The following is a 26,944-nucleotide window of genomic DNA, read 5'->3' as shown; positions in this document are numbered from 1 at the left end:
TGAAGCTCAACCAACTTGGTTTGGTCACCGCGCTTAAAGTTAATGTGTCACCCACATCGGTATCACTCGCCGCAAAGGTGTAGCTGTACGCCGCATCTTGAGTGGCAGCTGTGATGGCCGTTGAACTGATGGTCGGCGCATCATTGATGTTCACTACACTTAAATTAAATGCGGGTAAACTCGCAGACAAAGCACCATCAGAAACACTGATAATAATCCCGTTAGTTACACCAACATCTTGATTAGAGGGAGTACCTGACAGCGTTCCTGTTGTTGTGTTAAATGTCGCCCATGCAGGTTTATTAGCAATACTAAAGCTAAGTACATCTCCCACAGAGTCAGACGCTGTAGGCGTAAACTGATACGACGCATCTTGATTAACACTTAAGGTCGGCGTACCACTAATGACTGGGGCGCCATTTGGCGTTACCGAGTTACTCGCCACTGACGCACTACTGCTGCCAATCGCGTTCGTTGCTACGACACTAAAGGTATAAGGACTACCGTTTGCAAGCCCAGTTACTGTAATAGGGGAAGCTGCCCCCGAAGCGTTGAAACCACCTGGGCTTGAGGTCACTGTGTACCCCGTGATTGACGAACCACCATTGAATATCGGAGCGGTAAAACTCACACTCGCTTGGCTATCAGCTGCACTAGCCGTTCCTATGGTTGGCACGCCTGGAACGACAGCATTCACAGTGAATGAGCGACTCACCTGAGCCGCAGCTAAGTAACTGCCATCTCCCGCTTGATTCGCATCAATGGTACACGTGCCAGTGCTACCGAACGTTAAGGCGCCACCAGCGGTAATAGTACAAACTCCTGTAGTAGATGATGTAAAAGTCACTGTTAAGCCTGAGCTTGCTGACGCAATGAGCGTCGGTGCGGTACCAAAACTTTGAGCACCAGGGTCTGCAAAAGTGATGGTTTGTATCGCTTTAGGCGTGGTAGAGCTCGTTGCAGCAGAAGCGGCTCCCGTCCCCACCGAGTTAGTAGCCGTGACGGTAAATGTATATGCTACACCATTAGTAAGACCAGTTACTGTCAGCGGTGAGCTAGCACTCGTCCCAGAGAAGCCACTTGGATTTGACGTTGCTGTATAACCAGTAATAGCTGCACCACCGGTAAAGATTGGCGCACTAAAGGTCACACTGGCTTGAGTATCGCCAGCAGTCGCACTCGCTGCAGTTGGCGCACCCGGTACAACCGCACTGATACTAAATGAGCGGCTGACAGTCGTCGCTGCCAAATAGCTGCTATCGCCCGCTTGATCGGCATTGATAGTGCAAGTACCCACAGAAACGAAGTTTAATAACCCGCCAGAAGAAATAGTACACACTCCTGTGGTTGATGAAGTAAAGGTCGGGGTTAATCCTGAGTCTGATATCGCCGTCAAGGTTGGCGAGGTACCAAAACTCTGCGCCCCTGGGTCGGCGAAGGTAATTGTCTGCGGTGATGCTGGTGTGACGGAATTAGATGCTGCTGATGCAGCACCTGTACCCGTCGAGTTAGTCGCGGTAACAGTGAAGGTATAAGCCACTCCATTGGTTAATCCTATCACCGAAATGGGTGAACCCACGCCCGTACCAGTAAAACCATTGGGGTTGGACGTAACTGTATAGCTAGTAACCGCAGCACCACCATTACTTGCCGACGCAGTAAAGTTAACCGATGCCTGGGCATTCCCTGCCGTTGCGGTGCCAATCGTTGGGGCACTTGGCACTACGGCATTCACCATAAAGGTTTGACTTACAGTGCTTGCAGCATTGGTACTCGCGTTACCACTCTGATCTGTATCGATAGTACAGGAGCCCGTTGACAAAAAGGTCAGGGTTCCACTGCTCGTAATCGAACAAACTGCTGGTGTCGATGAACTGAAACTGACAATTAACGATGAATCTGATGTTGCAGTTAACGTCGGACTAGTGCCGAAATTTTGCGCCCCCGGATTAGCAAAAGTAATTGTCTGGTTAACTTTGGGTATCACTGAATTTGAAGCATCTGATGCAGAGCTTGTTCCAATGGCGTTAGTTGCCGTCACAGTAAAGGTGTAAGCCGTACCATTTGTTAGGCCAGTTACGGTTATCGGAGAAGTTGTAAATCCATTACCACCAGCACTAATGCCATCAGGGTTAGATGTCACTGTATAACCCGTTATGGCAGCGCCGCCATTATTTGCTGGTGCGCTAAAAGCCACAGAGGCCTGCCCAATACCTGCCGTTGCAGCGCCAATAGTAGGAGCATCTGGGGCTGTCGGGATAGCCACAGTATGAGTTGAGCCGCTGGTATAGGCTGCAGGGCCAGCGTTACCCGCTGCATCGCTGATATTGGTCGATGCATTCAGGTTGAGTTTGATGGTGCCATTACCCGTAATACCGCTCACTGTCACATTCACGCTGGAGCCTGAACTCGCGGAGACGCTGACTATAGTGGCAGTCGCGCCACCGGTTGTACCCAAGACAAAATCATCGGTAGAAATGTTGCTGACTGATTCGCTGAAGTTAACGGTGAAATCAACACTGGTATCTGTTGATACTGCACCACCCGAAGGTGCGGTGCTCGTCACAGAGGGCACAATGCCGTCCACTACCAGCGCTTTATTATTGCCCAGTGAATTAGCTGCGCCAGGGGACGCCAATGTGAGGGTCGCATTGTTAGTAGCGGCATCGCGGATGGTTCCGCTATTCAATGCCAAGGAGTTAGTGGCGACATAATCTAGGTCACTGGACGTATCGCCGGACTGAATGGTGTAGTTGAATGTCAGCGCACTGGAACCACTACCACTTGCGTAGTTCGCGGTGCGATCCGTTGCGCCTGTCTCAAGTGTAAATTGCGGAGTACCTGTAACAGTTACAGCCTCGCTGAAGTCGACTTGAATACTAATACTATCGCCGATCTTATAAGTGCCATTCGCGGTACTGGAAGTCACTGATGAAACCGTCGGGGCCACGCCATCGATAATGATATTTTTATTCGCCCCCAAAGAGTTTGCTGCACCGGGAGAAGGCAAGGTCAAGGTGGCGTTGTTACTTGCCGCGTCGCGAATAGTGCCACTATTTAGCATCAGCGAATTGGTAGCAACATAATCTAAATCGGCCGAAGTATCGCCAGACTGAACTGTGTAACTGAATGTCAACGTACTGGAGTTACTACCACTGGTGTAGTTAATGGTGCGATCAGTGCTGCCTGTTTCAAGTGTGAGTTGAGGTGTACCTGTCACCAATACTGCTTCATCAAAATTAACCTCTACACTAATAACATCCCCGACTTTGTAAGTACCGTTTGCAGTGCTGGCTGTGATAGAGCTTACCGCAGGGGCAACAGAATCGGTAACAAATGCACCCGTTGCGTTATACCCGATACCGCTGCTAGTACCTGTTAACATGGAGGAATTAGTCTGGCTATCGTTGACTGTAGTACCGCTGGCTTCATTCAGCTTCCAATAACCCAGCAGGCCGGATTCATTGCCTACCAACTCGATACTGCGGTTATTTTGAATCTGCACTTGCGTGCGCGCACTACTCCACATACGTATATCATCGATACTACCGACGAAATCATCTACCGCTACGTGGTTCTGCAACCCAAACACAAGATTGGTCACTCCAAATCCCGTATAATTAGGAACGCTACTACGGGCGCCTTGATCTAAAACGTTTATTCCCTGTCCGACGCCATCAACATAAAAATCCCAAGTTCCATTATCAAATACAACTGCAATGTGATACCAGGTTCCTGCGCTTAACGACAACACATTACTTTCTGTCAGGTTATGAAAATCCTGCTCAAGATCGACAGTTAGTATACCTGAGTTCAATATGAGGCCACCGGCATCGGCACCGCCAGTGAAATCCACTAAATTGATGGTCCCACTGACGTTAGTAAATTTGGCCCAAAACTCCAGTGTAAATGTTGTTCGATTAGATAGTGCAGATCCCGCATTTGTCAGCGTTACGGTATCGCCAGTTGTAAAGTCAAAAGAACGGTTTTGTGCACTAGCATGGAGGGAGGTCATCGCAAAAAAACTGCCTACAATGAACATTTTCAAATAAGAATGACAGAATCTAGTCATAATATGCTTAAAAGCATGAATCATTTTGTAAGCATGTTGCAGCATGACACATCCCCTAAATTAGCTTATTTTCAATACAAGTAGCGCAATCCTTGCGCGCATTTGCACTTACAGATTTAAACCATATTGTTTCAGATTTAATTACGAGAAGGGAAAAGGCCCTCAAGAGCAATAATGAAATTCACAACTTGGTAAGGTTGTACGATATGCACTGGCATATTATTACCGGCAATACCAGTATTTCCATTTACGTTAACCGTTGTGGTGGCAGTCGCAGGCGACAGTGTGGTGTCTGGTGCAGTAGTGCTAAAAGCATTAAGAGCAGTTAGCCCACTAACCACTTTGGCGGGTACCGTGGTTGGCCCTGGAGTAGCGGTATTACCGTTAGCGGAGGAAGCTCCCAATGCAACGCTCGTATTTCCTGTTCCATTTAGTGCTACGGAATGAATATGCGCGGGTAATTCATTGGCAGTCAATGTCACATTTTCAGTCCCACCCGTTTGTCCCAGGTTATATTGACTCATGCCAGGGCTTTGGCCTTGATGCACAGGCACACGCCCTTGTAGGTTAGGCAGTGCAAAAGTCGTTTGGCCATTGCCACCATAGGTGGTGCCTAGAATTGCAAAAAGCGCAGAGTTTTGCGAGACGGACAATAATTGCCCATTACAAAAAGCCCAACCACGGGGAGCGAAATTACCAGCGAACATAGAGATTTGACCGATAAATGGATCTGACATTGTTTTTCTCCTTAAAATAACGATTTTGTCTATTTAACGTTTTTCAACGAAATGATTACTCACGACATTTAATCGACAGCGAGTTCCTTTTGCTGATTACAACATCATCCACATCACACGATGAGAGGACTATCTAGATAACTTAAATCAAAAACAAAACAAATTGATTACAATTAAACATACATTAAAAATCAATAAACACAATTGTACAAAAATAAATCAGTGTAAATTATCACTCTCCACTTAACGCCATAGCATAGATTCATAGGCGCCAGAGTAACTTTCGGGCTTAAACCCATGCTGTAGATAAAGCTTTTTAGCTTGAGTATTTTCACTCTCCACAGATAAACCGATAGGTAAATGGCGTTTCATCGCTTCTTGCTTAATGGCCGCTAAAATGGCCGAACCAAAACCGCGTCCCCGCATACTTGGTATGATAATAAAATCAACAAGATGAATCCTATACTCACTGATATCGAGCATCACTTTCCCTACGGCTTGCTGGTGATAAAACAAGATATAAGTGTTGGCATTTGGATATTGTTCCCGATAAGAGGCTTGCTGCAGTCGGTATTGTTGCTCCAGCATGATTTCAACGACTTCACTGGGTAAACCAAGTTCATAAAAAAGCGTTTTTGTGGAATAAAAAAGCTGTGCCATAAATGGGTCGTCATTTGTATTAGCAGCTTTAACACTCAAGCCTATTGGTAGATTTAACTCACCTCGCATCATGCCTTTTTATCCCAATATAAACGCTGCAAAAGTTGGTTATAGGTGATTAATAATTGCTGCCACGATGGGCTTTGACATTCACGGATTGGGACGGACTCATTTGGCACAACAGGTGTAAATAGTTGCCCTTGCTGCTTCGCATCAAAACGCCAATGGTGTTGCCAGCGCTCAATCTCACCTTCAGATAGTGGCCATCCTAAGATGGTAGAGAATGTTGTGGGTTTAAAATCTTTTAATTGATGATAATCCAGTAGAATAACTCGAGAAGATTGATGTAAAGCGACAGATAATTGCGCTAAATACTGTAAAACGGTGGTACGAAATTCATCTAAGCTAGGCTCAGTATCCGTATTTTCCATCTGTTGAGTATGCAGTTCAGTTGGGAGTAAACTTTGCCCTCCAGCCATATGTCTCCCAACAACTCGTTGATGAGACGCAATAATATCCTTAGGATTGCGTATCAAGCATAACACTCGACTCTTAGGGTAAAGTTCGAGCAACATCGGCCAGCAAGCCAGATCCCATGCATTCCACTTGATCACTAACTCACGCTCGCCCAGCCTCAATCGCCCCTGTAGTCTTAAGCATAAATCGACGAGCTGAGGTTTTAGTGCCAAAGGCCAATGATCATCATGCATAACATCGCTACATAGCATAGATTCAGAGAGCACTCGGCAAGTTTCGAGCAGGGCAAAGCTGCTCGAAACTAGCGTCGAACCACAACGGGACCAGTGAAAAATCATCAAACTTGGATTTACGATAGGCAAACTTTCCCGTTGGGATAATAGTGGTTCGAGCAAGGTTTTAGGTTGGATAAAACTGGCGAGCAAACAACGACGAGCATCACTGATATCGTCCTCTAAGAAGGGTTTAGATAACCTATGAAATGCCGGAACCCAACTCACCGTGTGATGTTGTGAGTTATAACGACAAGGAAACCAGGCTTGACTGAAGTGATCTAAATCTGGAATAAAACTATCTTGCTGCAAAGCAATAAATGCGAGCATGTGTTCTAAATTAAGCTCTGGCCAAGCAAGAAAATCCGTCATCAGCGCGATAAAATGCTCTACATCATTCGCTTGATGCAGTAAAAACAATGACTCTGGTTGATGCAACAATTGCCAATAGCGTTGCTGTTGTTCTTTAAAATCAACCATTAGCAAGCCACAGAATAAAAGTTAATGTACTGCACCATACGCGGTAGTTTAGCCCGATTCGGGCTTGCGCCATGGGGCAAGGCATGGTGCCAAATGATTAAATCACCTGCATTTGCGGCTAGGGGTCTAATAGGCCACTTGCTCCAATCCTGTTGCTGAAGCTCGATATCCGTCTTGTTTTGCTTTTTGTTTTGTTCGAGAAGCCACTCTTCTATCTTGAGATGAAATCCGGGGACACAACAAAATGCACCTTGCTCGGCACTCGTATCAGTTAAATAAATTAACCCTTGAGTGCCAAACTTAACGGGTAGCTGTAGCGGCATATCCCAGTGCATATCCGGACCGGGGAATTGCCAAGTTGGCGTTTCAGGTGGATTAAAGCTGACTCTATCGGTCGTCATGACTAAATCCGTTCGCTGCCACAACTGTTCAAACACTTGACGGATTTTGGGGACTTGTCGATTCGCGTCCAGTTGCGGATGGCGAAACAGTTGTAGCATTATTTTCTGCATAAACTCATGAGCTTGATACCAAGTGGCGGGATCTTGTTCATTGGCCCCTAACTGCTGCCAAATAAAATCTCGTGTTGCGGCGCATTGCTCTGCCGTGAGTACTTGCGGGATCACTAAGTAACCTTCACTTTGCCAAAAATTGAGTTGTGACTCACTGAGGACTGCCGCTGGATTTAAGTCTTCAACCTCTGCTGAATTGAAGTCTTCGACTTCTGGTACTGTGACCGATGGCGTTAATCCATGGGAAATAGCGCCTAATTGCTGATTAATCCCAGCTATATCCGCGGCTGTTAGCTTGGCTATTTGCTGAATGTAAGCGACAAAAGCTGACTGATGATCGTTTTGATATAAAGCTCTTAGACCCGGCTCTAGGCCTATGCCACAGAGATCCAGCAAGGCCTTATCTAAATGCCATTCATTAGCGAGTTCAATGAAAGACTCACCCCGTTTACGCAGTTGTATTTTTTGCCAGAGTCGCTGTAGATGATAAATGCCTAAGCAGCTCAGATCGTCACTCGACACAAGCACAGGTTTTTGCGCTATAACATCAAACACGAAATCGGGATGAGTGCCCTGCTCATATCGAAAACTGAGAGTTGAAAGAGGCTTAAGCCAATGTTCACGTCGATATCGAGGTAACGTGAGTTGAGATTGGTATTCGCTCAGCGTGGAATGACCATAGACTTGAATGGAAGTCGTGAACTTAAGCGTTACCGCACTCGGGCTGAAATCGGGGAGTAGTAAAGTACCAGCCAAGAAGCTACGGTCTCCACTGGCAAGCAAGCGTGCTGTTTGTAGGTTGAGCGCGAATAACGGTCCTAAATAATGCGTCTCCACAAAATCCTGCACAGTACGACACTCAAGCCAAGCGTCTAACTCAATATTTTGCGGGATGAGCACACCATCATCTGCAAGATACGCCTGTAAATGGGTAAAAATTTGCACTTGCGGCTCCTGTTGCAACAAGTGCTTCATGGTTTCGGAAAGAATCACATCAAACTTTACGACTGTATTTGGCTGCCAAAGCGTGGCATCCGCACAGACACTCTCCACCACACGATCAGCTAAATCAAAGTGTTCAATAAGCTTAGTAACTTTATCTAACGAGGCTTGATGAATGTCGAGCAAGGTCACTTGAATTTGACTCGCAGAAAATAACGGCAGCAGAGGTAATAATAACCAAGCAAAAGGCCCAGTCCCCGCATATAAGATGTTCACAGTCTGCCCGGGATGAGCCTTTAGACGATCTTGTATTGCTTGATAAATCCCTTGTATAAAGACTCGGCCCCGCTCGGGATCTTCGGCACACTGCGCCGCGGTAGTGAGTGACACAGCCTTACCAAAAGGCGTATGGCTCGCCTCAGTATCCAAAAAAGACTCGGGGTGTAACTCCACTGCCGCTATTTGGCACAACTGCTTCAACATGGGATCAATGAGCCGTTTAGACTCCCCTGCTGAGGTTGACAGCAGTAGCGCATTAGCAAACTGAGTTAATACAGCTACATCCAAACTATGCCCTAATTCAAGCTCTGATCTTTGCAGCATCGATTAACTCCCTTAACCAAGTATTGACCTCGCAATCAATCACTAAATTGATCCGCGCATCCTGCCCTTTATTTTCAACCCAATGGACTTGGTCGGCATTGATATACCAAAGCTCTCCGGCCTGCATGGGTACACGTTTATCGTCCACGTAAAAATTGAGTTGCTCATTCGTTTGCAGTGGCAAATGTAATCTTGCCTCGCCTTGTTCTAGGCAGAGTCCTTGATCTCTATGGGGTTTGATTTCTGCCCCCGCATGTAAGCGCATCAAACGCACGGATTTCACTGGGCAGGCTAAGGATTGCAGAAAATGGCATAACGCAGGGCTCGATTCGAGTTGAGGCAAATCTTGCCAGTGCTGACCGGTAGAAATTGAGAAGGCTTGCAAGATAGGATGAGCACCGCGATACTCTGCAGCACAGCGTAAGGCGAGAACATCCCACCCCCCCATATAATCACGCTGATTTACGTGGGGTAGCCAGTCTTGCAGCAGCAAAGCATTCAGCTCTTGCTGTAAACTAAGGGAGTTTGGAACTTGAGCTAATAGGGCAAAAGAACAGATATCCATATCCAACCGCTTAATTTTCAGACTAAAAATAATTAGTCATCCAAGACTAGCACAAAGATATGAGCATACAAGTTACGGGAATAATCATCGTAGCGACCACTGAGAATTACCCTGCTCATACGTCAATCGCAGGCGTTGTTCATCATGCAAAGAATAGGAAATACCAATGTTTAACTGGAAGACTATCGATACGGTCCTGCTCGACATGGATGGCACGCTTTTAGATTTGCACTTCGACAACCATTTTTGGCTGAATTTAGTGCCGCAGGAATTAAGCAGGCAACGGGGTCTGAGCGAGGACGAAGCGCAGCAGTTAGTCGTAAATGCCTATGAAAAAGTCGTCGGCACACTCGATTGGTACTGTCTCGATTATTGGCAGGAGCAGCTACAACTCGACATTATGGGTTTACATCGCACTTTAGTGGATCGCATTCAGCTGCGCCAAGACAGCATGCCATTTTTAGCGGCCTTGGCCTCTGCGGGTAAACAGCGCATTCTGGTGACCAATACCCACCCTAAGAGTCTTGCCTTAAAGCTTGAACATACCGAGCTGGCCGCAGGGCTCGATGCCATGATCTCCAGCCACGAGACAGGTTACCCTAAGGAACACCCACAATTTTGGCTCACCTTGTTTGAAAAGTTTCAACTTGAGCCAAGTCGCTGTCTCTTTATCGACGACAGCGAACCCATACTCAAGGCCGCTAAACTTGCCGGTGTGGGTCATCAATTAGGGATTGCTAACCCAGACAGTAAAAAGCCAGTCAAAGTCTTTCAAGATTTCCCCGCGATTACCGACTATCACTCGCTACTCAAGGATCTAACACGATAAAAATACAATAAAAAAGGCACCTAAGGTGCCTTCGTTTTCATTCATAGTGCAGATCTATCATCGCGCGCTGAAACAGCGCTATAGCCCAGGAATACGCCCCTGATATACCACAGGGAAATAACCGTCGCTGTCGCGTTTGCCTAACATACCCAGTGACTTACGCATATCTTCTGGTTGCTCAGCCGTTTCTTTAATCTTAGCTGCTACTTTGACCATATTGCCTTCGTCTAACTGCAAAGTGCCGACGATACCGAGCTGGTTTTTGGCTTCATCTGTGGCTAATTGCGCTTTGCCGTCTACGCAACTCAGGCCGAGTTCGATATTGCCTAGTGGATAGTTGCCAAACTGGTTTTTAACATTGGTTTGATTCAAAAACAGCTTACCAGACAATTGCTCGCACCAAGGTTTACCTTGCTCTAACGTCTCGACTAATAGGCTGACTTCACCGGAGATTTCGGTTTTAAAGGGCAGTTTTGCGTTGCCGAGTAAAAAGCTATCTGGCGCTTCGAAACGTAACCCCTGCGCACTTAAGCCGCCCATGGACCAAGAGACTAATCCCTTAGCGCTGACAGGCGTTGCGCGGCTGCCCACTTGAAAATCAACTTTCACTTTACCTAACAACAAGGCCCAAGGACTCAGATCCCAACGCACTTGTTCTAACTGGCGTTGCGGCATACTTAAGGTTTCTATGTTGCCAGACCAAATACTGCCGCTCACGCCCGAAACACTGATATTTGCAGGTAATGGCGCTAACGCTATCGCAATCTTAGCGGGAAATAGAACGACTAAAAATACTAAATAAATCAGTACGCCTATGATGACTTTTTTTATCAAACTCACAGCTACACCTTAATTTATTGCGACAGTTGGATACGTCTAACTTTGACATAGCCAGGGGCATCGGCCTCTGCCAAATCAACACTTTCGAGTGATAGTCCTTTTTTCTGCACTAACTCACTCAAATAACCCAACAAGGCATCAAAAGGAACATCATCCATCCACACTTGGATCTTATCGCCTTGGGGCTGCATACGAGTAATCACTAACCCATAATTGCCCGCAGTTTGGTTAACCACTGAGCTTAAACTACCCGACATAGTCGGCTTAGCGCCGTTTTGCTTCAAACCCGCAATTTTATTCGCCGTTTGTTTTACATAGTTCAACGTCTGTTGCTGTGCAGTGAGGTTACGTAATGCATCGGCTTCGGCAGTGGCGATTGGCGTCCAAACACCCCAATAAAAAATACCAATGACTAAAAATACCGAACAAAAACCGACTAACTGCTGCTCGCGCGATGCGAGCCCTTGCCACCAAGTCCGCAAATTATCCATCTTATTTGCTCCTCAAGGTTAAGGTACTGGTGACTTGATCTTCACCGCTATTCATAGTGCCGCCATCGAGTTGGAAACGACGACCAACGATCTCTTTAAACTTCTCGATTTGCGCGTAATTTTTCGCACTCACTTGCATGCGGATCTCGTTACGAGCACTTTCGAATCTTAAGCTATTAGGTTTAAGTTCAGGCACTTGCTTAAAGGCATCCTGTAAACCATCGAGCATGGCAAAAAACTCGGCGCCACTGCCCTGTCCCTGCAATGCGCGTAATTGACTTTCCATCTGCGAACGCAGGTTAACAATGCGCGAATTCCCCGGCACCACTTGCTGATAAATGGATTCGCTCTGAGCTTTCAGATCGGCAATCTGACCATTGACTTGATGTATGGTCAGCCCTTTATTCACTAAGGCCAGCACACAAGCGATGGCGATAACGATGGCAGCGCTCTTCCACATCATCAACTGTTTGCTGTATTCACGCTTCGGCGTGTAAACGCCGCTCAGTAAATTCACTGGCGCATGCAAAATACCACGGGCTAACACTAACATAGGTAGCTCAAGTGACTGCGGCTTAAGCTCAACACCTTCGAGTTGCATATCGGTATAACTGGCGACAGACACTTCGCCCTGTGCGGGCCTAAGTTGCTCCAGCGCAATCGGTAACCAAGGCAAAGGTAAACTCTGGCCTGTCGCGAATCCGGTACGCAGTAATAGTTCATTACCAAAATTCATTGCCGCCCATTGGCACTCTTGCAATGGTAAGGCTAAGCAGTCGGGTACGATGCGCTTCACCTTTAAACCCGCTTCGGTCAAACAACTCAGCCAAGTCTGCATTTGCTCATGGGCCACGGCGACCACGCTTAAGGCATCGCCATCACGCGGGCCGACGGTAAAATGCATGGCATCCACGTCCTCGGCTAAAGCTTCTTCGAGCATAAAGGGCAAGGCTTTCAAGGCTTGGCGTTGGCCTTTTTCGGGTAAATGCACGCTAGTGAGTGTCATTGCCGCGGCGGGCACTAACACATCGACGGGACGATTACCCGCACGCTCAGTTAAGGTCGACAAACCTTGGGCATTGGCGAGCTCGCCAGAGGCGATAATTTCCTGTTCTTGCTCAGACCAAACGAGCCATGAGCATGCTTGCTCTGCTGTTCTGCCCAAGCGAATAAATAGCCGTTCACTCACAGTTTTTCTCCACCAGTCCCAGTCAAGAAAGCGTGACTGAGCTCGTTGCTATTATTTTTGGCCACCAGATTCTGCCGGGTGAGCACTGCCATTATTTTTGTCCACCAAACTGACGGGTGAGCACTTCCATTTTGTTGCCGCCGCCCTTTTTGAGCACGCTTTCCATTCTAAATACGGCGTTATCGACTTTCGCCCCCGAGGCCAACAGAAAATATTGGCTATCGATGACAAAACTCGACTTCATGGCACCTTCCCACTTGATCGAGCCCATAGATGAGCTTTCATAAAAATCTTCGATTTTGTCAAAACCATCGCCGGGACGTTGGTTGATGATACTTTCTGCTTCGCCGACCGAAATCTGATTATCGAGCATGCCAGCTAATAACGCCGCTTGCTCAACTTCTAAGGTATTGACGTTAAGCAATTGCCGATCATTGCCTGGGATCACACAAACATAGGGCAAGAGTTTCAAATAGATATCTTGGGTGTATCCCATCACCGCCCGTAACTCACTGCGATGATTCATCAGCGTATTGGCCGCACGGTAAGGTACATTACGCGCTTCGTATTCGGCATCTTCGGCACCATAAGGGCTGGCCGTGGTGTCATCGTCGATATAATCTTTTAAGGTCTGAGTCAGACGGTCCGCACTAAAGTCGTCCATCCCTAAACTCACCAACAAAGCCTTATATTGCTTCGCCGCCAAGGGCAGCTTAGGTTGACCGTTTTCCACCTCTTTCGTGGTCGCGGACAAGGCGTTTAAATTAAAACAGGCGCGCATGTCAGTGATCTTGCCCGCGATTTCACCGTATTCCGCAGGAAAAACCACATCAGCCATGGCCCAATATTGCTGCCTGTGGACTCGACCTTCAGAGTCATCTAAATCTTGTTTTAAAATCTTCTTCGCCAGTTCTTCGGCGGAAATCGCATACCAATAAGCTTGATCGTACTGAGCCAAGTTTAAGGTTCGGCGCATGGACAACTGATTACGGCCAGTGATATTTGTCGCGATGATCACCACCATAGCCACTATCAAGAGCACAACGATCAGTGCAACGCCGCGCTGTTTAGACCGAGATTGGGTTCTCATTCGCGGCCCTCGGCATCAGGATCACCGTCTCCGGTATCGCCAGAATCTGGGTCACCGGAACCATTGCCTGTGCCACTGCCGTCGTCGTTTTTATCTTTGTTAGCATCGTCCGGATTTTCGTCTTTATTATCATCATCCTTAGACTTTTCAGGTGCTGCAGCACCTAGCGGCAGCAAGAACTTACGTTGGATCTTGCCTAAGCCTTCAATCTCAATTTCCATGGCGATCGCTTTAGGCAACTTAGTCGCTTCTACTTTGCGCTCCCATTTGTCATCCATAAAGAAGGAATATTCCACCGACAACACTTTATCTATGACCACTGTCTTAATCGGCTCGGCGCCAAATTCAGGCTCAGGATAAGGAAAATACCAACGCTCCAGTCGCCCTTCGTGCACCACATACGCCACAGACTGTAAGCTGCCCCGCGGTAATAAACCGTCTGGATTTAACCAACCTAATCGGTAAAACACTAAGGCTTCCGATTCCGAGTCTAAGATATCATTGCCCGTTTGGAAGACGGTCGAACCTCGACCCCCTTCAAGTAATCTGGGTGTACGCGCCACCATTTGGGCGAGATCCCGCTCAATCGCACCAAAGCCTTGCTGCAGGGCCTTAAGCCGAGTAGAGAAAGCGCGCGTCACTTCATCGTTGGTCAGCACAGTGCTGAGCACGGCATTAGAAGCCAAACCTATCATGGCGAAAATCGCGATAGCGATCAGCATTTCTAGTAGGGTAAATCCCCGCTGCGCACTAGTCAGTTTTAAGGACATAACTGCTCACTTGTGCTGCAATACGCTGATAGCGTTCGTCTTCACTCACGCTTATGCGGATCATACGAAAATTATCGTCCGTGGTTTTCACCACTTCTTTACGCCAATACCAATCCTTTCCTGCGAGTTCAACTTGGCCTTCTTTTTTACCGATTTCAGGAAACTGCGGCTCGAGTCTGGCATCGACCATCTGATTATCGGCCACCCACTGTGCCAAAGTGCGCGATTCCAGAATCGGCATGTTGGCCATCTGCTCGCCCAAACTTTTAGTGATCGACACGGCCGCAATCGAAAACACGGCAAGGGCCACAATCACTTCGAGTAAAGTCATGCCCTTAACGCGTTTCATCGGGGCGCCCTATGGTTAATCTGCCCAGCGCATCACCGACCACTAACGCTTCGGCCTGCTGACCTTTGTCAGTTTTGGCGATAAACGTCAGCTCAAAAGCGCTCATTTCACCGCTCGGGAATAGCATGACCTGTGGCTCAGGATGTTTCTTCTTGTCATCGGCAGAGGGCTCAATCAGTGGTTCTTCAAACCAAGAATCGTCTTCTTCATCGTCTTGTACCAAGGGCAAACCATCGAGCACTAAGTTCATCACGACACCCGGCTCCATCTGCTTTTCAGACAAGAGTCTGTCTTTGTCCAAAGGCTCCCACTTACCGTCTTTATAAAAAACAAACTGATAACTGGTTTTCTCAATCACAATCCCAATAAATTGGCCACTCAAAACGGTCTCATCTAGCACCATTTCAGTGGCAGCGATAAACTGCCGCGCCGTTCTATCTAGGGCCTGTTGTGGGCCCGAATTGCCGATAGACATAGTCACAGCCGCTGCCGTGAGTCCCATCAACAAGATCACTAGCATCACCTCCATTAAGGTGAAACCAGCGTGGCGCAGCTTTAGCATCTTATTGGAAATTCTGTAAATTCCAGTTACCGATGTCATCTTCGGTACCTGGTTGACCATCTGGGCCTGCTGTGAATATATCTAGCTTGCCGTTTTCGCCAGGGCTGAGCAGCAAGTACTTATTGCGCCATGGATCTTCTGGCAGACGTTTGACATAACCATCTTCACGGTAATTACGTGGCTCAGGTGAAATCGTTGGTTTTTGCACTAAGGCTTCTAAGCCTTGCTCGGTCGTCGGGTAGATGCCGTTGTCTAACTTATACATGTCTAAGGCATTTTCGAGTGCGACTATGTCAGATACTGCTTTTTGTTGGTCAGCTTTATCTTTGTTACCCATTAAGTTAGGCACCACCATAGAGGCTAAAATCCCTAAAATAACAATAACCACCATCACTTCAAGTAAGGTAAAACCTTGATGTTTCTTGTTCATTTGCATCGACTACTTCTCCTAAAAAACCCTATGCCAATCGACTTGGTCATAATCCATAAATTCAAAAATTAACCGCTAATCAAGTTATTCAAGGCTAAGATTGGCTGCAGAATCGCCATCACGATAAACAGCACCACACACGCCATACTCACCACCAGCATAGGTTCAAATACCCCTAACGCTATATTGACGTTGCCCTCGAATTCCCTGTCTTGGTTATCGGCGGCGCGTTCTAACATTTGCTCAAGCTGGCCACTCTTTTCGCCCGAGGCAATCATGTATAACATCATTGCCGGAAACAACTTAGTATTAGTCAATGCCGCACCTAAGCTAGTTCCTTCACGCACCCGCGCAGTCGCATCATCCACTGCAGCTCGTACTCGCACATTCTGCAATACTTCACTGGCGATACGCATACCGTCAAGCAAAGGCACAGAGCTTGCGGATAAGATACTTAAGGTCCGTGCAAAACGTGCCGTATTTAAGCCCTTACTCACGCGGCCCACAACTGGCATGCTCAATAGAAAATTGTCGTACTTCATTCGAAACGCAGGCGACTTTAACATGCGCCGAAAGAGCGCGAACAGCATCACTAGGGCAATGACCACAAACACACCGTAGTTTTGCACAAAGTCAGAGGCCGAAATCAAGAAGCGGGTCGAAGCGGGTAACTCGGCGCCCATGTGTTCAAACTGGCCAACGACTTTCGGCACCACCGCCGCCAGCAGGATAGAAATCACCCCAATCGCCACTGTGGTCAATACTGCGGGATAAATCATGGCTTGGGTCAGCTTAGATTTAAGCTGTTGGCGTCGCTCTGTGTAATCCGCCAATCGATTAAGCACCACTTCTAAGTGACCGGATTTTTCACCCGAAGCCACCATGGCACGGTATAAATCATCGAAAATATGCGGAAATTCAGCCAAGGAGTCGGCCAGACTGTAACCTTCAACCACCCGCGAACGTACCGCCATAATCATACTTGCAAGGCGATCTTTTTCGCATTGCTGACCAACGGCCTTGAGGGATTCTTCAATCGGTAAACCTGCGGCCACTAAGGTCGCGATTTGACGGGTGATCAAGGCTAATTCAGCGACCGAGATACCCCGTTTGAAAAACGCAAAGCTGCTGCTTTTGGCTTTGGCTTCTTTTTCAGAAACAGGCAGAATTTCTAAGGGCATCATGCGCTGATCGCGCAACTGGCTGCGGGCGTGTCTGGCGGTATCCGCCTCGATTACGCCCTTAAGCTGCTTTCCCTTGGCATCCAATGCCTTATATTCAAATGCTGGCATAAATTACTCCTCGCGAGTCACACGTAGCACTTCTTCGAGAGTGGTGATGCCCGCGAGCACTTTGCTCATACCATCATGACGAATGCTCGGCACAGACTGACGGATATACTTTTCGATAGCTAACTCACCGCGGCCGCCATGGATCAATTCGCGTACATTGTCATCAACCAACAATAATTCATGAATACCGGTTCGACCACGGTAACCATTGTTACCACAGGACTTACAACCATTGGCGCGGAAGATACGTCTGTCGTCATCGGCCGCTATGCCCAGTAACTCACGCTCACGTGCATCGGGCACGTGCTCAATTTTACATTTGGGACAAAGGGTACGGATCAAACGTTGCGCCAACACACCGAGCAAACTCGATGATACAAGGAATGGCTCAACACCCATGTCTTGCAAACGCGTAATTGCGCCAGAGGCTGTGTTGGTATGCAGGGTTGAAATCACCATGTGACCAGTCAGTGATGCTTGCACCGCAATTTGCGCGGTTTCGAGGTCACGGATTTCACCTATCATCACCACATCGGGATCTTGACGCAAAATCGCACGCAGACCTCGAGCGAAAGTCATGTCAGCCTTAATGTTAACTTGGGTCTGGCCTATGCCGTCTAACTCATATTCGATTGGGTCTTCCACGGTAAGTATGTTGGTGTCTTTAGAGTTAATCTCAGTCAGACCCGCATACAAGGTGGTACTTTTACCCGAGCCCGTTGGGCCAGTCACCAGAATAATACCGTGGGGGCGACGGATAAGATCTTCAAACTTAACGCGAATACTATCGGTCATCCCCAATTGCTCTAAATCGAGGTTGCCAGTATTTTTATCCAGCAGACGCAGCACGACGCGCTCACCATGGCTCGATGGCATGGTCGATACCCGCACATCTACCGCACGACCAGCAATACGCAGGGAAATACGGCCATCCTGTGGTACACGTTTTTCGGCGATATCGAGGCGCGCCATCACCTTAATCCGCGACACTAACAGCGACGACAGCTTACGGTTTGGCTTAAGCACTTCCTTGAGCACACCATCGATACGGAAACGCACTATGAGCTGTTTCTCGTAGGTCTCGATGTGGATATCCGAGGCTTCTTCTTTAATCGCTTCAGATAACAAGGCATTAATCAGTTTGATGATAGGCGCGTCATCATCACCTTCGAGCAAGTCTTCGGTCTGCGGCAGTTCTTCGGCAAGGGTGAATAAATCCATCTCGTTGCCTATGTCTTCCATCAACTGCTGCGCTTCAGACGAGTTTGCCTGATAGGCTTGGGTGAGCTTAGCCTCAAACTTCGCGACTTCGAGCTTAACCAAAGGCAAATCGACACCCGAATAACGCCGTGCTTCAAGCATGGCCGTTAACGGTGTTTTGCTGGTATAAAACAAGCTCAACTCGCCCGTTTCACCCGGCGCGAGCACCACATCGTGGCGATGGGCGAAGGCAAAGGGTAAACGCTCTTTACTGCTCGAACGAAACACCTCATCACCTTCAGCTTCCAGACCTAGCTCATTGGAGACTTGGCTGAGGTCATCGACTTGGGATAATTGTATTTCACTCATTGGTTTTATCTTTATTCTTGTTTTCTTCCAGTGACTTTAAAGTCGGATCTGTTTTACGCATCTGAGTATCTAAGCCTTTGCCCTCTTTGTAACGCTCTAAAATCGCGTTAACTTCTGGCGGCAAATACTCTGATTGATTCCATTCTTCCAACACAGGCACTTGCGTATTTGGCATTAAGTTTACGCCACGCTCTTGCTGCTCAAGTTGTAATGCTCTGAAATAGTTGTATTTACGGCCCGCAATCCCTTCCATAGTCACACCATCACGAATAATGGTTGGCTTAATGAAGATCATCAGATTTTTCTTGGTCTTTTTGCTAGAAGAAGATTTAAATAAATGTCCCAAAATAGGAATATCACCCAAGAATGGTACTTTTTGTATGCTTTCTTGCACTTCTTCGTTGATCAAACCACCCAGAACCACAATTTGCCCTGAATCAGCCATAACGGTAGTGGTTAAACGTCGTGTCGCAAAGGAAATATCCACACCTGTATTACCGTTAACTCCTGATACTTCCTGCTCAATCGTCAGCTTAACCGCATTGCCTTCGTTGATCTGCGGCACCACTTTCAACTTAACCCCAACCTCTTTACGTTCAACGGTTTGGAATGGGTTGCTATTGTTAGAGCTGGCGGTAGAGCCAGTCAGAATAGGCACTTCATCACCGACGATGAAAGATGCTTCTTGGTTATCCAAGGTAGTAATAGAAGGTGTCGCCAGTACGTTTGAGTTAGTGTCACTCGACACGGCTTGGATCAGTGCACCAAAGTCACCCATGGCCACACCCCATGCCATACCGTTCACTTTACCTAAAGCTTGGGCAAGTAAGGTAACATCTCCACGCTTATCTGGATTTTCTGTACAAGTTTTGTTATCACCTGAACCCGTACAGGTTTGAGAAGCTTTTTCAGTTTGAGCCGCCCAAACACCCGCCCCGACTTCACCTATGGTTGGGCCTAAGTTATTAAACTGAGTCCCGCCACCCGATTTCGAGGCCCATTGCACCCCAAAGCCAACGTTATCGCCCTCAGCCACTTCCACGATAATCGCTTCAACTAACACTTGAGCACGGCGGATGTCGAGTTGATTAATCACGCTCTCGATAGTACGCATCTGATCGGGTTCAGCACTGATCACTAAGGCGTTGGTTTCAGCATGTGCCATGATATTGATTTCGTTACGGCGTTTACCACCAGCAGCCTGAGCGCTTGGGTCTTTATCACCCTCTAATTTTTGGGCAAACCCTGTCAGCACTTCAACTAAATCTTCGGCCTTGGCATAACGTAAGTAACGCACCTTAGTGTTGCCCGTGCTGGCTTGCTCGGCATCGAGACGATGAATAAGTTCGACCACACGTTGGCGACTCTTTTCATCACCGCTAACAACCACAGCGTTGATGCGTTCGTCGGCAACCACTTTTGGCGCTTGGCCTGGCAATTGAGCCTGGTTAGCCGTGGCACGGTAAAGAGTATCGATAATTCGTACCATTTCCCCCGCAGAAGCGTATTCGAGCGGCACGACTTGTACTGAAGTATCGCCCTGCTTATCTACGCGGCGGACAATTTCAACCAACTTATTCACCACGGCAGCACGGCCAGACAACATCAAGACGTTGGAGGGATCGTAGTTCACTACGTTACCGCCACCCGCGTTATCATTTAATTGGCGTAACAAGGGCGCTAATTGTTTGGCCTCAGTGTTATATAAGGCCACGATGCGGGTGACCATTTCATCACCCATGCCGGGTTCGTTATCATTTGCCACTCGGATGGCTGCGGTTTTGGCGTCTTTGTCCTTGATGACTTTAATAACATTATTTTCCATCTCAACGATGGCATAACCGTAGACTTGTAAGACGTTGAGGAAGAACTGGTAATACTGTTCATCATTCAGCAGGTCATAACTGCGAACGTTGATTTTTCCGCGGATGGTTGGGTCGACTATGATGGTCTTATTCAGGTTTTTACCAACGATATTGATAAACTCTTGAATATCTGTGCCCTTAAAGTTGGCCGCATATTGTTCAGACCAAGCGAATTGGGAGGAGAACATGGCTGCACCCGCAACAACCCCAGCAATCAGCTTGCGTCGAATCCTTTTGTTATTCATTCTTTTTCTTTCCTCTAACGCGTGTTATTGCGGCAAACTAAACATGATTTCAACCAATTGTCCTTCCCGCTCAACCATAATGGACACTTCGGTTAACTCGGGTAATTGGCTCATCATTTCTAACGCCTGACTCATTACGGTCAAGTCGTATCCATTAATCGATTTGGCTAAATCATTGGCTTTAAAACCCGCCTGCTTAAACAAATTGGCGTCTTTCCCTGGATTCAAACGATAACCCGCCACAGAATCACCTTGTCTCACGGGTGAAATGGCAATGTAATCGGTGATCTTACTGGGGTCGGCTAACAATTCGGTGCGAGATTCGGCGAGTTCTTGGGAGATTTCGGCATTTTTACGTTGATCGACACGGCTCACTGCCGAGTCCGCCTTATTGCTTTTAGCTTGTTGTAATTGCTGATTAGCAGGGCTTTGGCTGGTATAGACTAAGCCATCGAGCATTAAGGTCTCGTAACGGCCAGCGTTAGTGATGATGATGCGGTCGGCATAGACTTCTTTGAGTGATGCAGAAGTGCCCTTGATCTTATCACCTAAACTGTAGGTTTCTTGGCTGCCGCTGGACTCAATAATCGCTAAGCCTTTTTGGTCGGCCGTCGATGCGACAACCCCAGTCAGCTGAATTGAAAGTGTAGTCTTAGGTGCGTCGGTCACAGTCTCAACGACTTCGACTTTAGGTTTATCAGATGTCGCATCCGCCTTACCAAAGAGTCCAAGCTGCTGCAGACCTGCGAGATCAACCTGACCGGCACCTTTGCCATTCACGCTTACGGGCGTTGGGGACCAAGCACTGGCAGATGAGTGAGTAGGCACTAATTTCCATGTAATTTGCGCAGCTAACAACATGATCACAATAAAGCCCAACCAGAAGACAATCCGGCTTAGGAGTTTATGGGGCATGCCAATGGCTTTTGCGATAACTTTATCTAATAAATCCATATTTTATGTGGACCCTCGATACAGGTCTCTGTTCTGATTATAATAATTAGGCAATAACCGCCTCATGCTAACCTAGGCTGCATTTGGCAACAAGCCCATAACAGCATTCAAATTGGCGAAAATAGGCCAATTATGCTAACTTTGCCCGCCACAAAAGGGTGTGAAGCATGCCACCCTTTAACATAATAGAAATGCACTTCACGCATTTTCTTACTCGGCATGTGAACTCATCGATCTTTTAGCTGGAGACACTATGACGCAAAGTCAAAGCGACAAAACAGACATTCGACTCGATAAGTGGCTTTGGGCTGCACGTTTCTATAAAACCCGTGCCATCGCCAAAGAAATGATTAACGGCGGCAAAGTACATTACAACGGCCAGCGCGCCAAATCTAGTAGGAATGCCGAGATAGGCGCTGTCCTTAAGATACGCCAAGGATATGACGATAAAGAGATCGTCATAAAAAAATTATCGCAATTACGCCAAAGTGGTGCGATTGCACAAGAATTGTACGAAGAAACCGCGACAAGTCTGGCTAAACGGGCCATTAATGCTGAGCAACGACGTCTCCACATGCTCAATAACCCGATACCCGATCAGAAACCAGATAAAAAGCAACGACGTCAGCTCATGCGCTTTAAAGACCTTTAACAGTGAGATACACGATGAACCAAGATACTTTACACCGCTACTTGTTCGACAATGCCGATGTGCGTGGTGAACTGGTGCAGTTACAAGACAGCTATCAACAAGTGATCAGCGCCCAAGAATATCCAGCCGTACTGCAAGTGCTGTTGGGTGAATTAATGGCGGCCACCTCGCTATTAACAGCGACATTAAAATTTAGCGGCGATATCAGCGTACAGTTACAAGGCAACGGCCCTGTTTCTTTAGCAGTGATCAACGGTAACAATCTACAAGAGTTACGCGGTGTGGCTCGCTGGAATGCTGAACTTGCCGATGATGCTAGCCTTACCGATCTGTTCGGTCAGGGCTATATGGTCATCACCTTAACACCCGATGAAGGTGAGCGCTACCAAGGTGTGGTCGCACTGGACAAGCCAACACTTGCGGCCTGTGTTGAAGAATACTTCAATCAATCTGAACAGTTACCAACAGGCATTTGGTTATTTGCCGACGGCAAACAAGCGGCGGGCATGTTCCTACAAATTCTGCCAAGCCAGCAAGATCACAACGCCGACTTCGAACACTTGAGCCAACTAACGTCGACCATCAAGGCCGAAGAGTTATTCACTCTTGATGCAGAAAGCGTATTACATCGCCTCTATCATCAGGAAGAAGTGCGTCTATTCGATCCTATCGATGTGAGCTTTAAATGCACCTGTTCCCATGAACGCAGTGCCGGCGCAATCAAAACCTTAGATCAAGCAGAAATCGAAGCCATTCTCGCCGAAGACGGCAAGATTGAAATGGGCTGCGAATATTGCCACGCAAAATACACCTTTGATGCCATAGACGTAGCGGCATTATTTGCGAACGGTCAGTCATCCGCGACTCAGCAATAATCACTTAACCGGTTCATCAAAGCTAAACAATATGGGCGCCCGATTCGGCGCCCATTTTTTATTCATCCCCACAATCCCCTCACACATTGCACTCGGCTTAGGCTACAATCGCCTCACTTTGTTACCTAGCACGACTTAGGTGATAAATAAAACAAAATCGGCAGACGATCGATAACAAAAATAACCTTACAAATCAAATGGAGACCTCACTATGGCGGATGGATTAAACCGCGTTCACTTTAACCCCTCAACAGCACAACTTGTCGAATTTGCCCTGCTACGCGGCGAAGGTGAATTGACAGCCAATGGCGCATTAGTCGCTAAAACAGGCGCTCGCAGTGGTCGCTCACCCGGCGATCGCTTTATCGTAAGAGAACCCAGCTCAGAAGCAGACATCGAATGGGGCCCAGTCAATCAAGCTTTCGATCCCGGTGCTTTTGAAGGTTTATGGGCGCGGGTAGAAGCTTACCTAGCCGATAAAGAACTGTTTGTATCTGACCTCGAAGTCGGTGCCGATACTGAGCATTACCAACCAGTACGTGTCACCACGCAATACGCTTGGCACCAACTGTTCGCCCGTAACCTTTTTATCATCCCAGAAGAATTTAACCGTAAAGACAAGCCAGTATGGCAGATCATCAATGCCCCTGACTTTGTTTGCGTACCAGAACGTGATGGCACTAACTCAGATGCAGCCGTGATTTTAAACTTCGCCGAACGTAAAGTGCTGCTAGCTGGCCTGAAATACGCTGGCGAAATGAAAAAGTCTATGTTTTCTGTACAAAACTTCCTGCTGCCAGCCCAAGGCGTGCTGCCTATGCACTGCTCGGCTAACGTGGGTAAAGATGGCGACACTACGCTATTCTTCGGTCTGTCAGGCACAGGTAAAACCACACTCTCTGCCGATCCAAAACGCTTCCTGATTGGTGACGATGAACACGGCTGGGCACCCGGCGGCGTATTCAATATTGAAGGCGGTTGCTACGCCAAATGTATCGACCTGAGCCAGAAGAATGAGCCTGTTATTTGGGATGCGATTCGTTTCGGTACTGTGCTCGAAAACGTCGTTATGGACGAACACCGCGTACCTAACTACAAAGACAGCAGCCTAACGGAAAATACTCGCGCAGCGTATCCGCTGGAGCACATCGCCCAACGTAAAGAAGATAACTGTGGCGCCGAGCCACATGCGGTTGTGTTCTTAACTTGCGACGTGTCTGGCGTTTTACCACCGGTTTCTATCCTGACCAAAGAACAAGCGGCATACCACTTCTTGTCTGGCTACACGGCTAAAGTCGGTTCGACTGAAATCGGTTCAACCTCCGCGATTCAATCCACCTTCTCAACGTGCTTCGGCGCACCTTTCTTCCCACGCCCTGCTGGCGTGTACGCAGAACTGTTAATGAAGCGCATTGAGTCCTTCGGCAGCCAAGTGTACTTAGTCAACACCGGCTGGACTGGCGGTCCACACGGTGTGGGTAAACGTTTTGACATCCCCACCACCCGCGCCATCGTCGATGCGATTGTCAGCGGTGAATTGAAAGATGTGGAAACCGCCCACTTAGAGACGCTGAATCTGGCCGTGCCTGTCGCGGTACCCGGTGTAGACACTAACCTACTCAACCCAATCAACACTTGGGGCGACAAAGCGCTATATACCGAATACGCCCAAAAACTGGCCGAAGCTTTCACTAAAAACTTCGCTAAGTATCAAGTGTCAGACGCTATCCGTAACGCAGGCCCAAAGGCATAAGCGCGTAGCGGATTCATTTAGATAATGTAATCAAACACATTGTTGAGTAAAAAAGCGCGGGGTCAGCGATGAACCCGCGCTTTTTATTTGCGGCTAAATTGATTTAGAGACGATGAAATCGGCCCACACGAACGTCGCTGCGATAGATTTTTATGTGTTTTATTTCTTATCGATTAGTTAAACCAAGCTTAAATTAATGCTACGTTTTTATAATCGCCGATAACAATCATCATTTTTAGGAAGCGGCACCCAAATGGAAAACCATAAACCTGTCACTGGATTCCAGCGATTTCTCAATGGCGTCGAAGTCGTCGGCAATAAACTGCCCGATCCGGCGGTATTATTTGCGATGTTTCTGGGCCTAGTCTGGCTGATCTCCTGGGGATTATCGGGTGTCAGTTTTGATGAAATCGACCCTCGTACTGGCAACCCCATTCAAGTCGTCAATATGCTCGAAGGCGGCGCACTGACTGCATTTACCTCGAACATAGTCTCCACCTTTGTGACTTTCCCGCCGCTCGGTGTCGTGCTGGTTGCTATGCTGGGGCTTGGCGTTGCTGAGCATACTGGCTTTATTAATGCTGGCCTGCGCTCGATTTTATCTGTTACCCCCAAGATGTTACTCACCCCGGTATTGATCGCCGTGGGTATTCTGAGCCATGTCGCGGTTGATGCGGGTTATGTACTGGTTATCCCGCTCGGCGCGGTGATCTTTTATGCCGCTGGTCGCCATCCCTTAGCCGGTATTGCCGCCGCTTTCGCTGGCGTATCCGGCGGTTTTTCTGCGACCGTGGGTGTGCCATCGAGCCTTGATCCTATGTTAGCGGGCTTAACTCAGGCAGCAGCAAGATTATCAGCCGACCCAGCGGCCGCCACATTAACGATTAACCCACTGAATAACATCTTTTTTACTTCGGCTTCTGCCATTTTAATTATCTTAGTTGGCTGGTTCTTAACGGATAAAGTGATTGAGCCGCGCCTAAAAAACACTGCGGTAAATGGCGATCCAGCAACACTCCCAACGCTTGATGAGCTAGCACCCCATGAGCGCCGCGGCCTCAAATTCGCCATGGGCGCCATGTTGTTATGTGCCCTAGGGCTGGTGTTTAGCGCCTATGGTGACAACTCTGCCTGGCGTGGTACCGATGGCACGCTAACCAGTGCCTCGGCTCCCTTAATGCGCTCCATTGTGGCGATTATTTTTGTGCTCTTCCTCGTGCCAGGCATAGTCTATGGCTATGTTGCAGGCACGGCGAATAACCACAGAGCCATTATTCAGGGCATGAGTAAGTCCATGAGCGGCATGGGTTATTACATCGTCATGGCCTTTTTCTGTGCTCAGTTTATTTATGCCTTTGGTCAATCCAATTTAGGCGCATTAATGGCGATTAAAGGCGCGTTGGCGCTAAAGGAATTGGCCCTTCCTATGGGTGTGACTTTGGTGGGGATTGTGTTTCTCACCGCGTTAGTCAATCTATTAGTCGGCTCAGCGTCGGCCAAATGGGCCTTGATTGGTGCCATCATGGTGCCCATGTTAATGGAACTGGGCGTATCGCCCGATTTGACTCAAGCCGCTTACCGCGTAGGCGACTCGTCGACCAATATCATTACCCCGCTGATGCCTTACTTTCCGCTGATAGTGGTGTTTTGCCAAAAATACGTTAAGGAATCAGGCATAGGCACCTTAGTGGCGCTGATGTTGCCGTTTTCAATCAGTTTTCTGCTGCTTTGGAGCGGTTTCTTACTCGCTTACTGGGCCCTAGGTCTGCCATTGGGAATTGGCAGTTCACTCTCCTTCCCGGCACTATCTTAGCCTTAGCCTGAATATCGCTTGGCAGAGACGTCGGCTGAGCTATCACAGGTAAACAA

The 26,944-nt window shown here is 47.8% G+C and carries 23 protein-coding genes; 5 read left to right on the top strand and 18 right to left on the bottom strand.

From position 1 onward, the window contains the following. From K5Q99_RS12305 to K5Q99_RS12280, 6 genes are all read right to left on the bottom strand, one after another. Positions 1 to 4,117 (bottom strand): beta strand repeat-containing protein (locus K5Q99_RS12305; RefSeq protein ID WP_220777023.1); only part of this gene is annotated, 4,117 nt, incomplete at its 3' end. Between the two features lie 92 nt (positions 4,118 to 4,209). Continuing rightward, a complete protein-coding gene (locus K5Q99_RS12300) occupies positions 4,210 to 4,809 on the bottom strand; it encodes a phage tail protein (RefSeq protein WP_220777022.1) in 600 nt (199 codons plus the stop codon). Positions 4,810 to 5,052: 243 nt separating this feature from the next. Beyond that, positions 5,053 to 5,541: a GNAT family N-acetyltransferase gene (locus K5Q99_RS12295; RefSeq protein ID WP_220777021.1), complete on the bottom strand. Its 489-nt coding sequence runs from the start codon at positions 5,539 to 5,541 to the stop codon at positions 5,053 to 5,055. Further along, positions 5,538 to 6,698, bottom strand: coding sequence for a sulfotransferase domain-containing protein (locus tag K5Q99_RS12290; protein WP_220777020.1), 1,161 nt, complete (start codon positions 6,696 to 6,698; stop codon positions 5,538 to 5,540). The genes K5Q99_RS12295 and K5Q99_RS12290 overlap by 4 nt, the downstream gene beginning before the upstream one ends. Next, positions 6,698 to 8,755, bottom strand: a complete 2,058-nt coding sequence (locus K5Q99_RS12285) for a phytanoyl-CoA dioxygenase family protein (protein WP_220777019.1) — start codon at positions 8,753 to 8,755, stop codon at positions 6,698 to 6,700. Before K5Q99_RS12285 ends, K5Q99_RS12290 begins: the two co-directional genes overlap by 1 nt. Beyond that, positions 8,733 to 9,320, bottom strand: coding sequence for an aspartyl/asparaginyl beta-hydroxylase domain-containing protein (locus K5Q99_RS12280; RefSeq protein WP_220777018.1), 588 nt, complete (start codon positions 9,318 to 9,320; stop codon positions 8,733 to 8,735). Before K5Q99_RS12280 ends, K5Q99_RS12285 begins: the two co-directional genes overlap by 23 nt. A 166-nt stretch (positions 9,321 to 9,486) precedes the next feature. Between K5Q99_RS12280 and yrfG the strand changes: the two genes are divergently transcribed. Continuing rightward, positions 9,487 to 10,149, top strand: a complete 663-nt coding sequence (gene yrfG / locus K5Q99_RS12275) for a GMP/IMP nucleotidase (RefSeq protein WP_220777017.1) — start codon at positions 9,487 to 9,489, stop codon at positions 10,147 to 10,149. Positions 10,150 to 10,227: 78 nt separating this feature from the next. Here the strand turns inward: yrfG and K5Q99_RS12270 are convergent, their stop codons facing one another. From K5Q99_RS12270 to gspC, 12 genes are all read right to left on the bottom strand, one after another. Beyond that, entirely contained in the window at positions 10,228 to 10,989 is a 762-nt protein-coding gene (locus tag K5Q99_RS12270; protein WP_220777016.1) for a type II secretion system protein N, read from the bottom strand. 14 nt (positions 10,990 to 11,003) lie between these two features. Beyond that, positions 11,004 to 11,480 carry a type II secretion system protein M gene (locus tag K5Q99_RS12265; RefSeq protein WP_106648494.1) on the bottom strand — a complete coding sequence of 159 codons (477 nt, stop codon included), beginning with the start codon at positions 11,478 to 11,480 and terminating at the stop codon, positions 11,004 to 11,006. Position 11,481: 1 nt separating this feature from the next. Further along, positions 11,482 to 12,669: a type II secretion system protein GspL gene (gene gspL, locus K5Q99_RS12260; protein WP_220777015.1), complete on the bottom strand. Its 1,188-nt coding sequence runs from the start codon at positions 12,667 to 12,669 to the stop codon at positions 11,482 to 11,484. Positions 12,670 to 12,760: 91 nt separating this feature from the next. Beyond that, positions 12,761 to 13,759: a type II secretion system minor pseudopilin GspK gene (gspK, locus tag K5Q99_RS12255; protein ID WP_106648496.1), complete on the bottom strand. Its 999-nt coding sequence runs from the start codon at positions 13,757 to 13,759 to the stop codon at positions 12,761 to 12,763. Then, positions 13,756 to 14,529 carry a type II secretion system minor pseudopilin GspJ gene (gspJ, locus tag K5Q99_RS12250; protein ID WP_220777014.1) on the bottom strand — a complete coding sequence of 258 codons (774 nt, stop codon included), beginning with the start codon at positions 14,527 to 14,529 and terminating at the stop codon, positions 13,756 to 13,758. The genes gspK and gspJ overlap by 4 nt, the downstream gene beginning before the upstream one ends. Next, entirely contained in the window at positions 14,510 to 14,878 is a 369-nt protein-coding gene (gene gspI, locus K5Q99_RS12245; protein ID WP_011982092.1) for a type II secretion system minor pseudopilin GspI, read from the bottom strand. Before gspI ends, gspJ begins: the two co-directional genes overlap by 20 nt. Continuing rightward, positions 14,865 to 15,440: a type II secretion system minor pseudopilin GspH gene (gspH, locus tag K5Q99_RS12240; protein ID WP_011848173.1), complete on the bottom strand. Its 576-nt coding sequence runs from the start codon at positions 15,438 to 15,440 to the stop codon at positions 14,865 to 14,867. Before gspH ends, gspI begins: the two co-directional genes overlap by 14 nt. Position 15,441: 1 nt before the next feature. Beyond that, positions 15,442 to 15,876, bottom strand: a complete 435-nt coding sequence (gspG, locus tag K5Q99_RS12235; RefSeq protein WP_006083645.1) for a type II secretion system major pseudopilin GspG — start codon at positions 15,874 to 15,876, stop codon at positions 15,442 to 15,444. Between the two features lie 62 nt (positions 15,877 to 15,938). Beyond that, on the bottom strand, positions 15,939 to 17,162 hold the full coding sequence (gene gspF / locus K5Q99_RS12230; RefSeq protein WP_115335980.1) for a type II secretion system inner membrane protein GspF: 1,224 nt from the start codon (positions 17,160 to 17,162) through the stop codon (positions 15,939 to 15,941). Between the two features lie 3 nt (positions 17,163 to 17,165). Next, positions 17,166 to 18,731, bottom strand: a complete 1,566-nt coding sequence (gspE, locus tag K5Q99_RS12225) for a type II secretion system ATPase GspE (protein WP_115335979.1) — start codon at positions 18,729 to 18,731, stop codon at positions 17,166 to 17,168. Continuing rightward, positions 18,724 to 20,841, bottom strand: a complete 2,118-nt coding sequence (gspD, locus tag K5Q99_RS12220) for a type II secretion system secretin GspD (RefSeq protein ID WP_220777013.1) — start codon at positions 20,839 to 20,841, stop codon at positions 18,724 to 18,726. Before gspD ends, gspE begins: the two co-directional genes overlap by 8 nt. Positions 20,842 to 20,865: 24 nt before the next feature. Further along, the gene (gspC, locus tag K5Q99_RS12215; RefSeq protein WP_220591670.1) at positions 20,866 to 21,795 is read right to left on the bottom strand and encodes a type II secretion system protein GspC; all 930 of its coding nucleotides are present in this window, start codon (positions 21,793 to 21,795) and stop codon (positions 20,866 to 20,868) included. Positions 21,796 to 22,048: 253 nt separating this feature from the next. On the opposite strand from gspC, the gene hslR reads away from it, so the two are divergent. From hslR to K5Q99_RS12195, 4 genes are all read left to right on the top strand, one after another. After that, complete coding sequence (hslR, locus tag K5Q99_RS12210; RefSeq protein WP_107946231.1) at positions 22,049 to 22,447, top strand: ribosome-associated heat shock protein Hsp15; 399 nt, start codon at positions 22,049 to 22,051, stop codon at positions 22,445 to 22,447. Positions 22,448 to 22,461: 14 nt separating this feature from the next. Next, a complete protein-coding gene (hslO, locus tag K5Q99_RS12205) occupies positions 22,462 to 23,322 on the top strand; it encodes an Hsp33 family molecular chaperone HslO (protein ID WP_106648507.1) in 861 nt (286 codons plus the stop codon). A 211-nt stretch (positions 23,323 to 23,533) separates the two neighbouring features. Next, positions 23,534 to 25,075, top strand: coding sequence for a phosphoenolpyruvate carboxykinase (locus tag K5Q99_RS12200; protein ID WP_220777012.1), 1,542 nt, complete (start codon positions 23,534 to 23,536; stop codon positions 25,073 to 25,075). A gap of 253 nt (positions 25,076 to 25,328) precedes the next feature. Further along, positions 25,329 to 26,888: an AbgT family transporter gene (locus K5Q99_RS12195; protein ID WP_220777011.1), complete on the top strand. Its 1,560-nt coding sequence runs from the start codon at positions 25,329 to 25,331 to the stop codon at positions 26,886 to 26,888. Positions 26,889 to 26,944 lie beyond the last annotated feature (56 nt).

The organism is Shewanella hafniensis (assembly GCF_019655335.1).
Taxonomy (GTDB): domain Bacteria; phylum Pseudomonadota; class Gammaproteobacteria; order Enterobacterales; family Shewanellaceae; genus Shewanella; species Shewanella hafniensis.
This window is presented reverse-complemented; position numbering and strand designations above follow the sequence as displayed.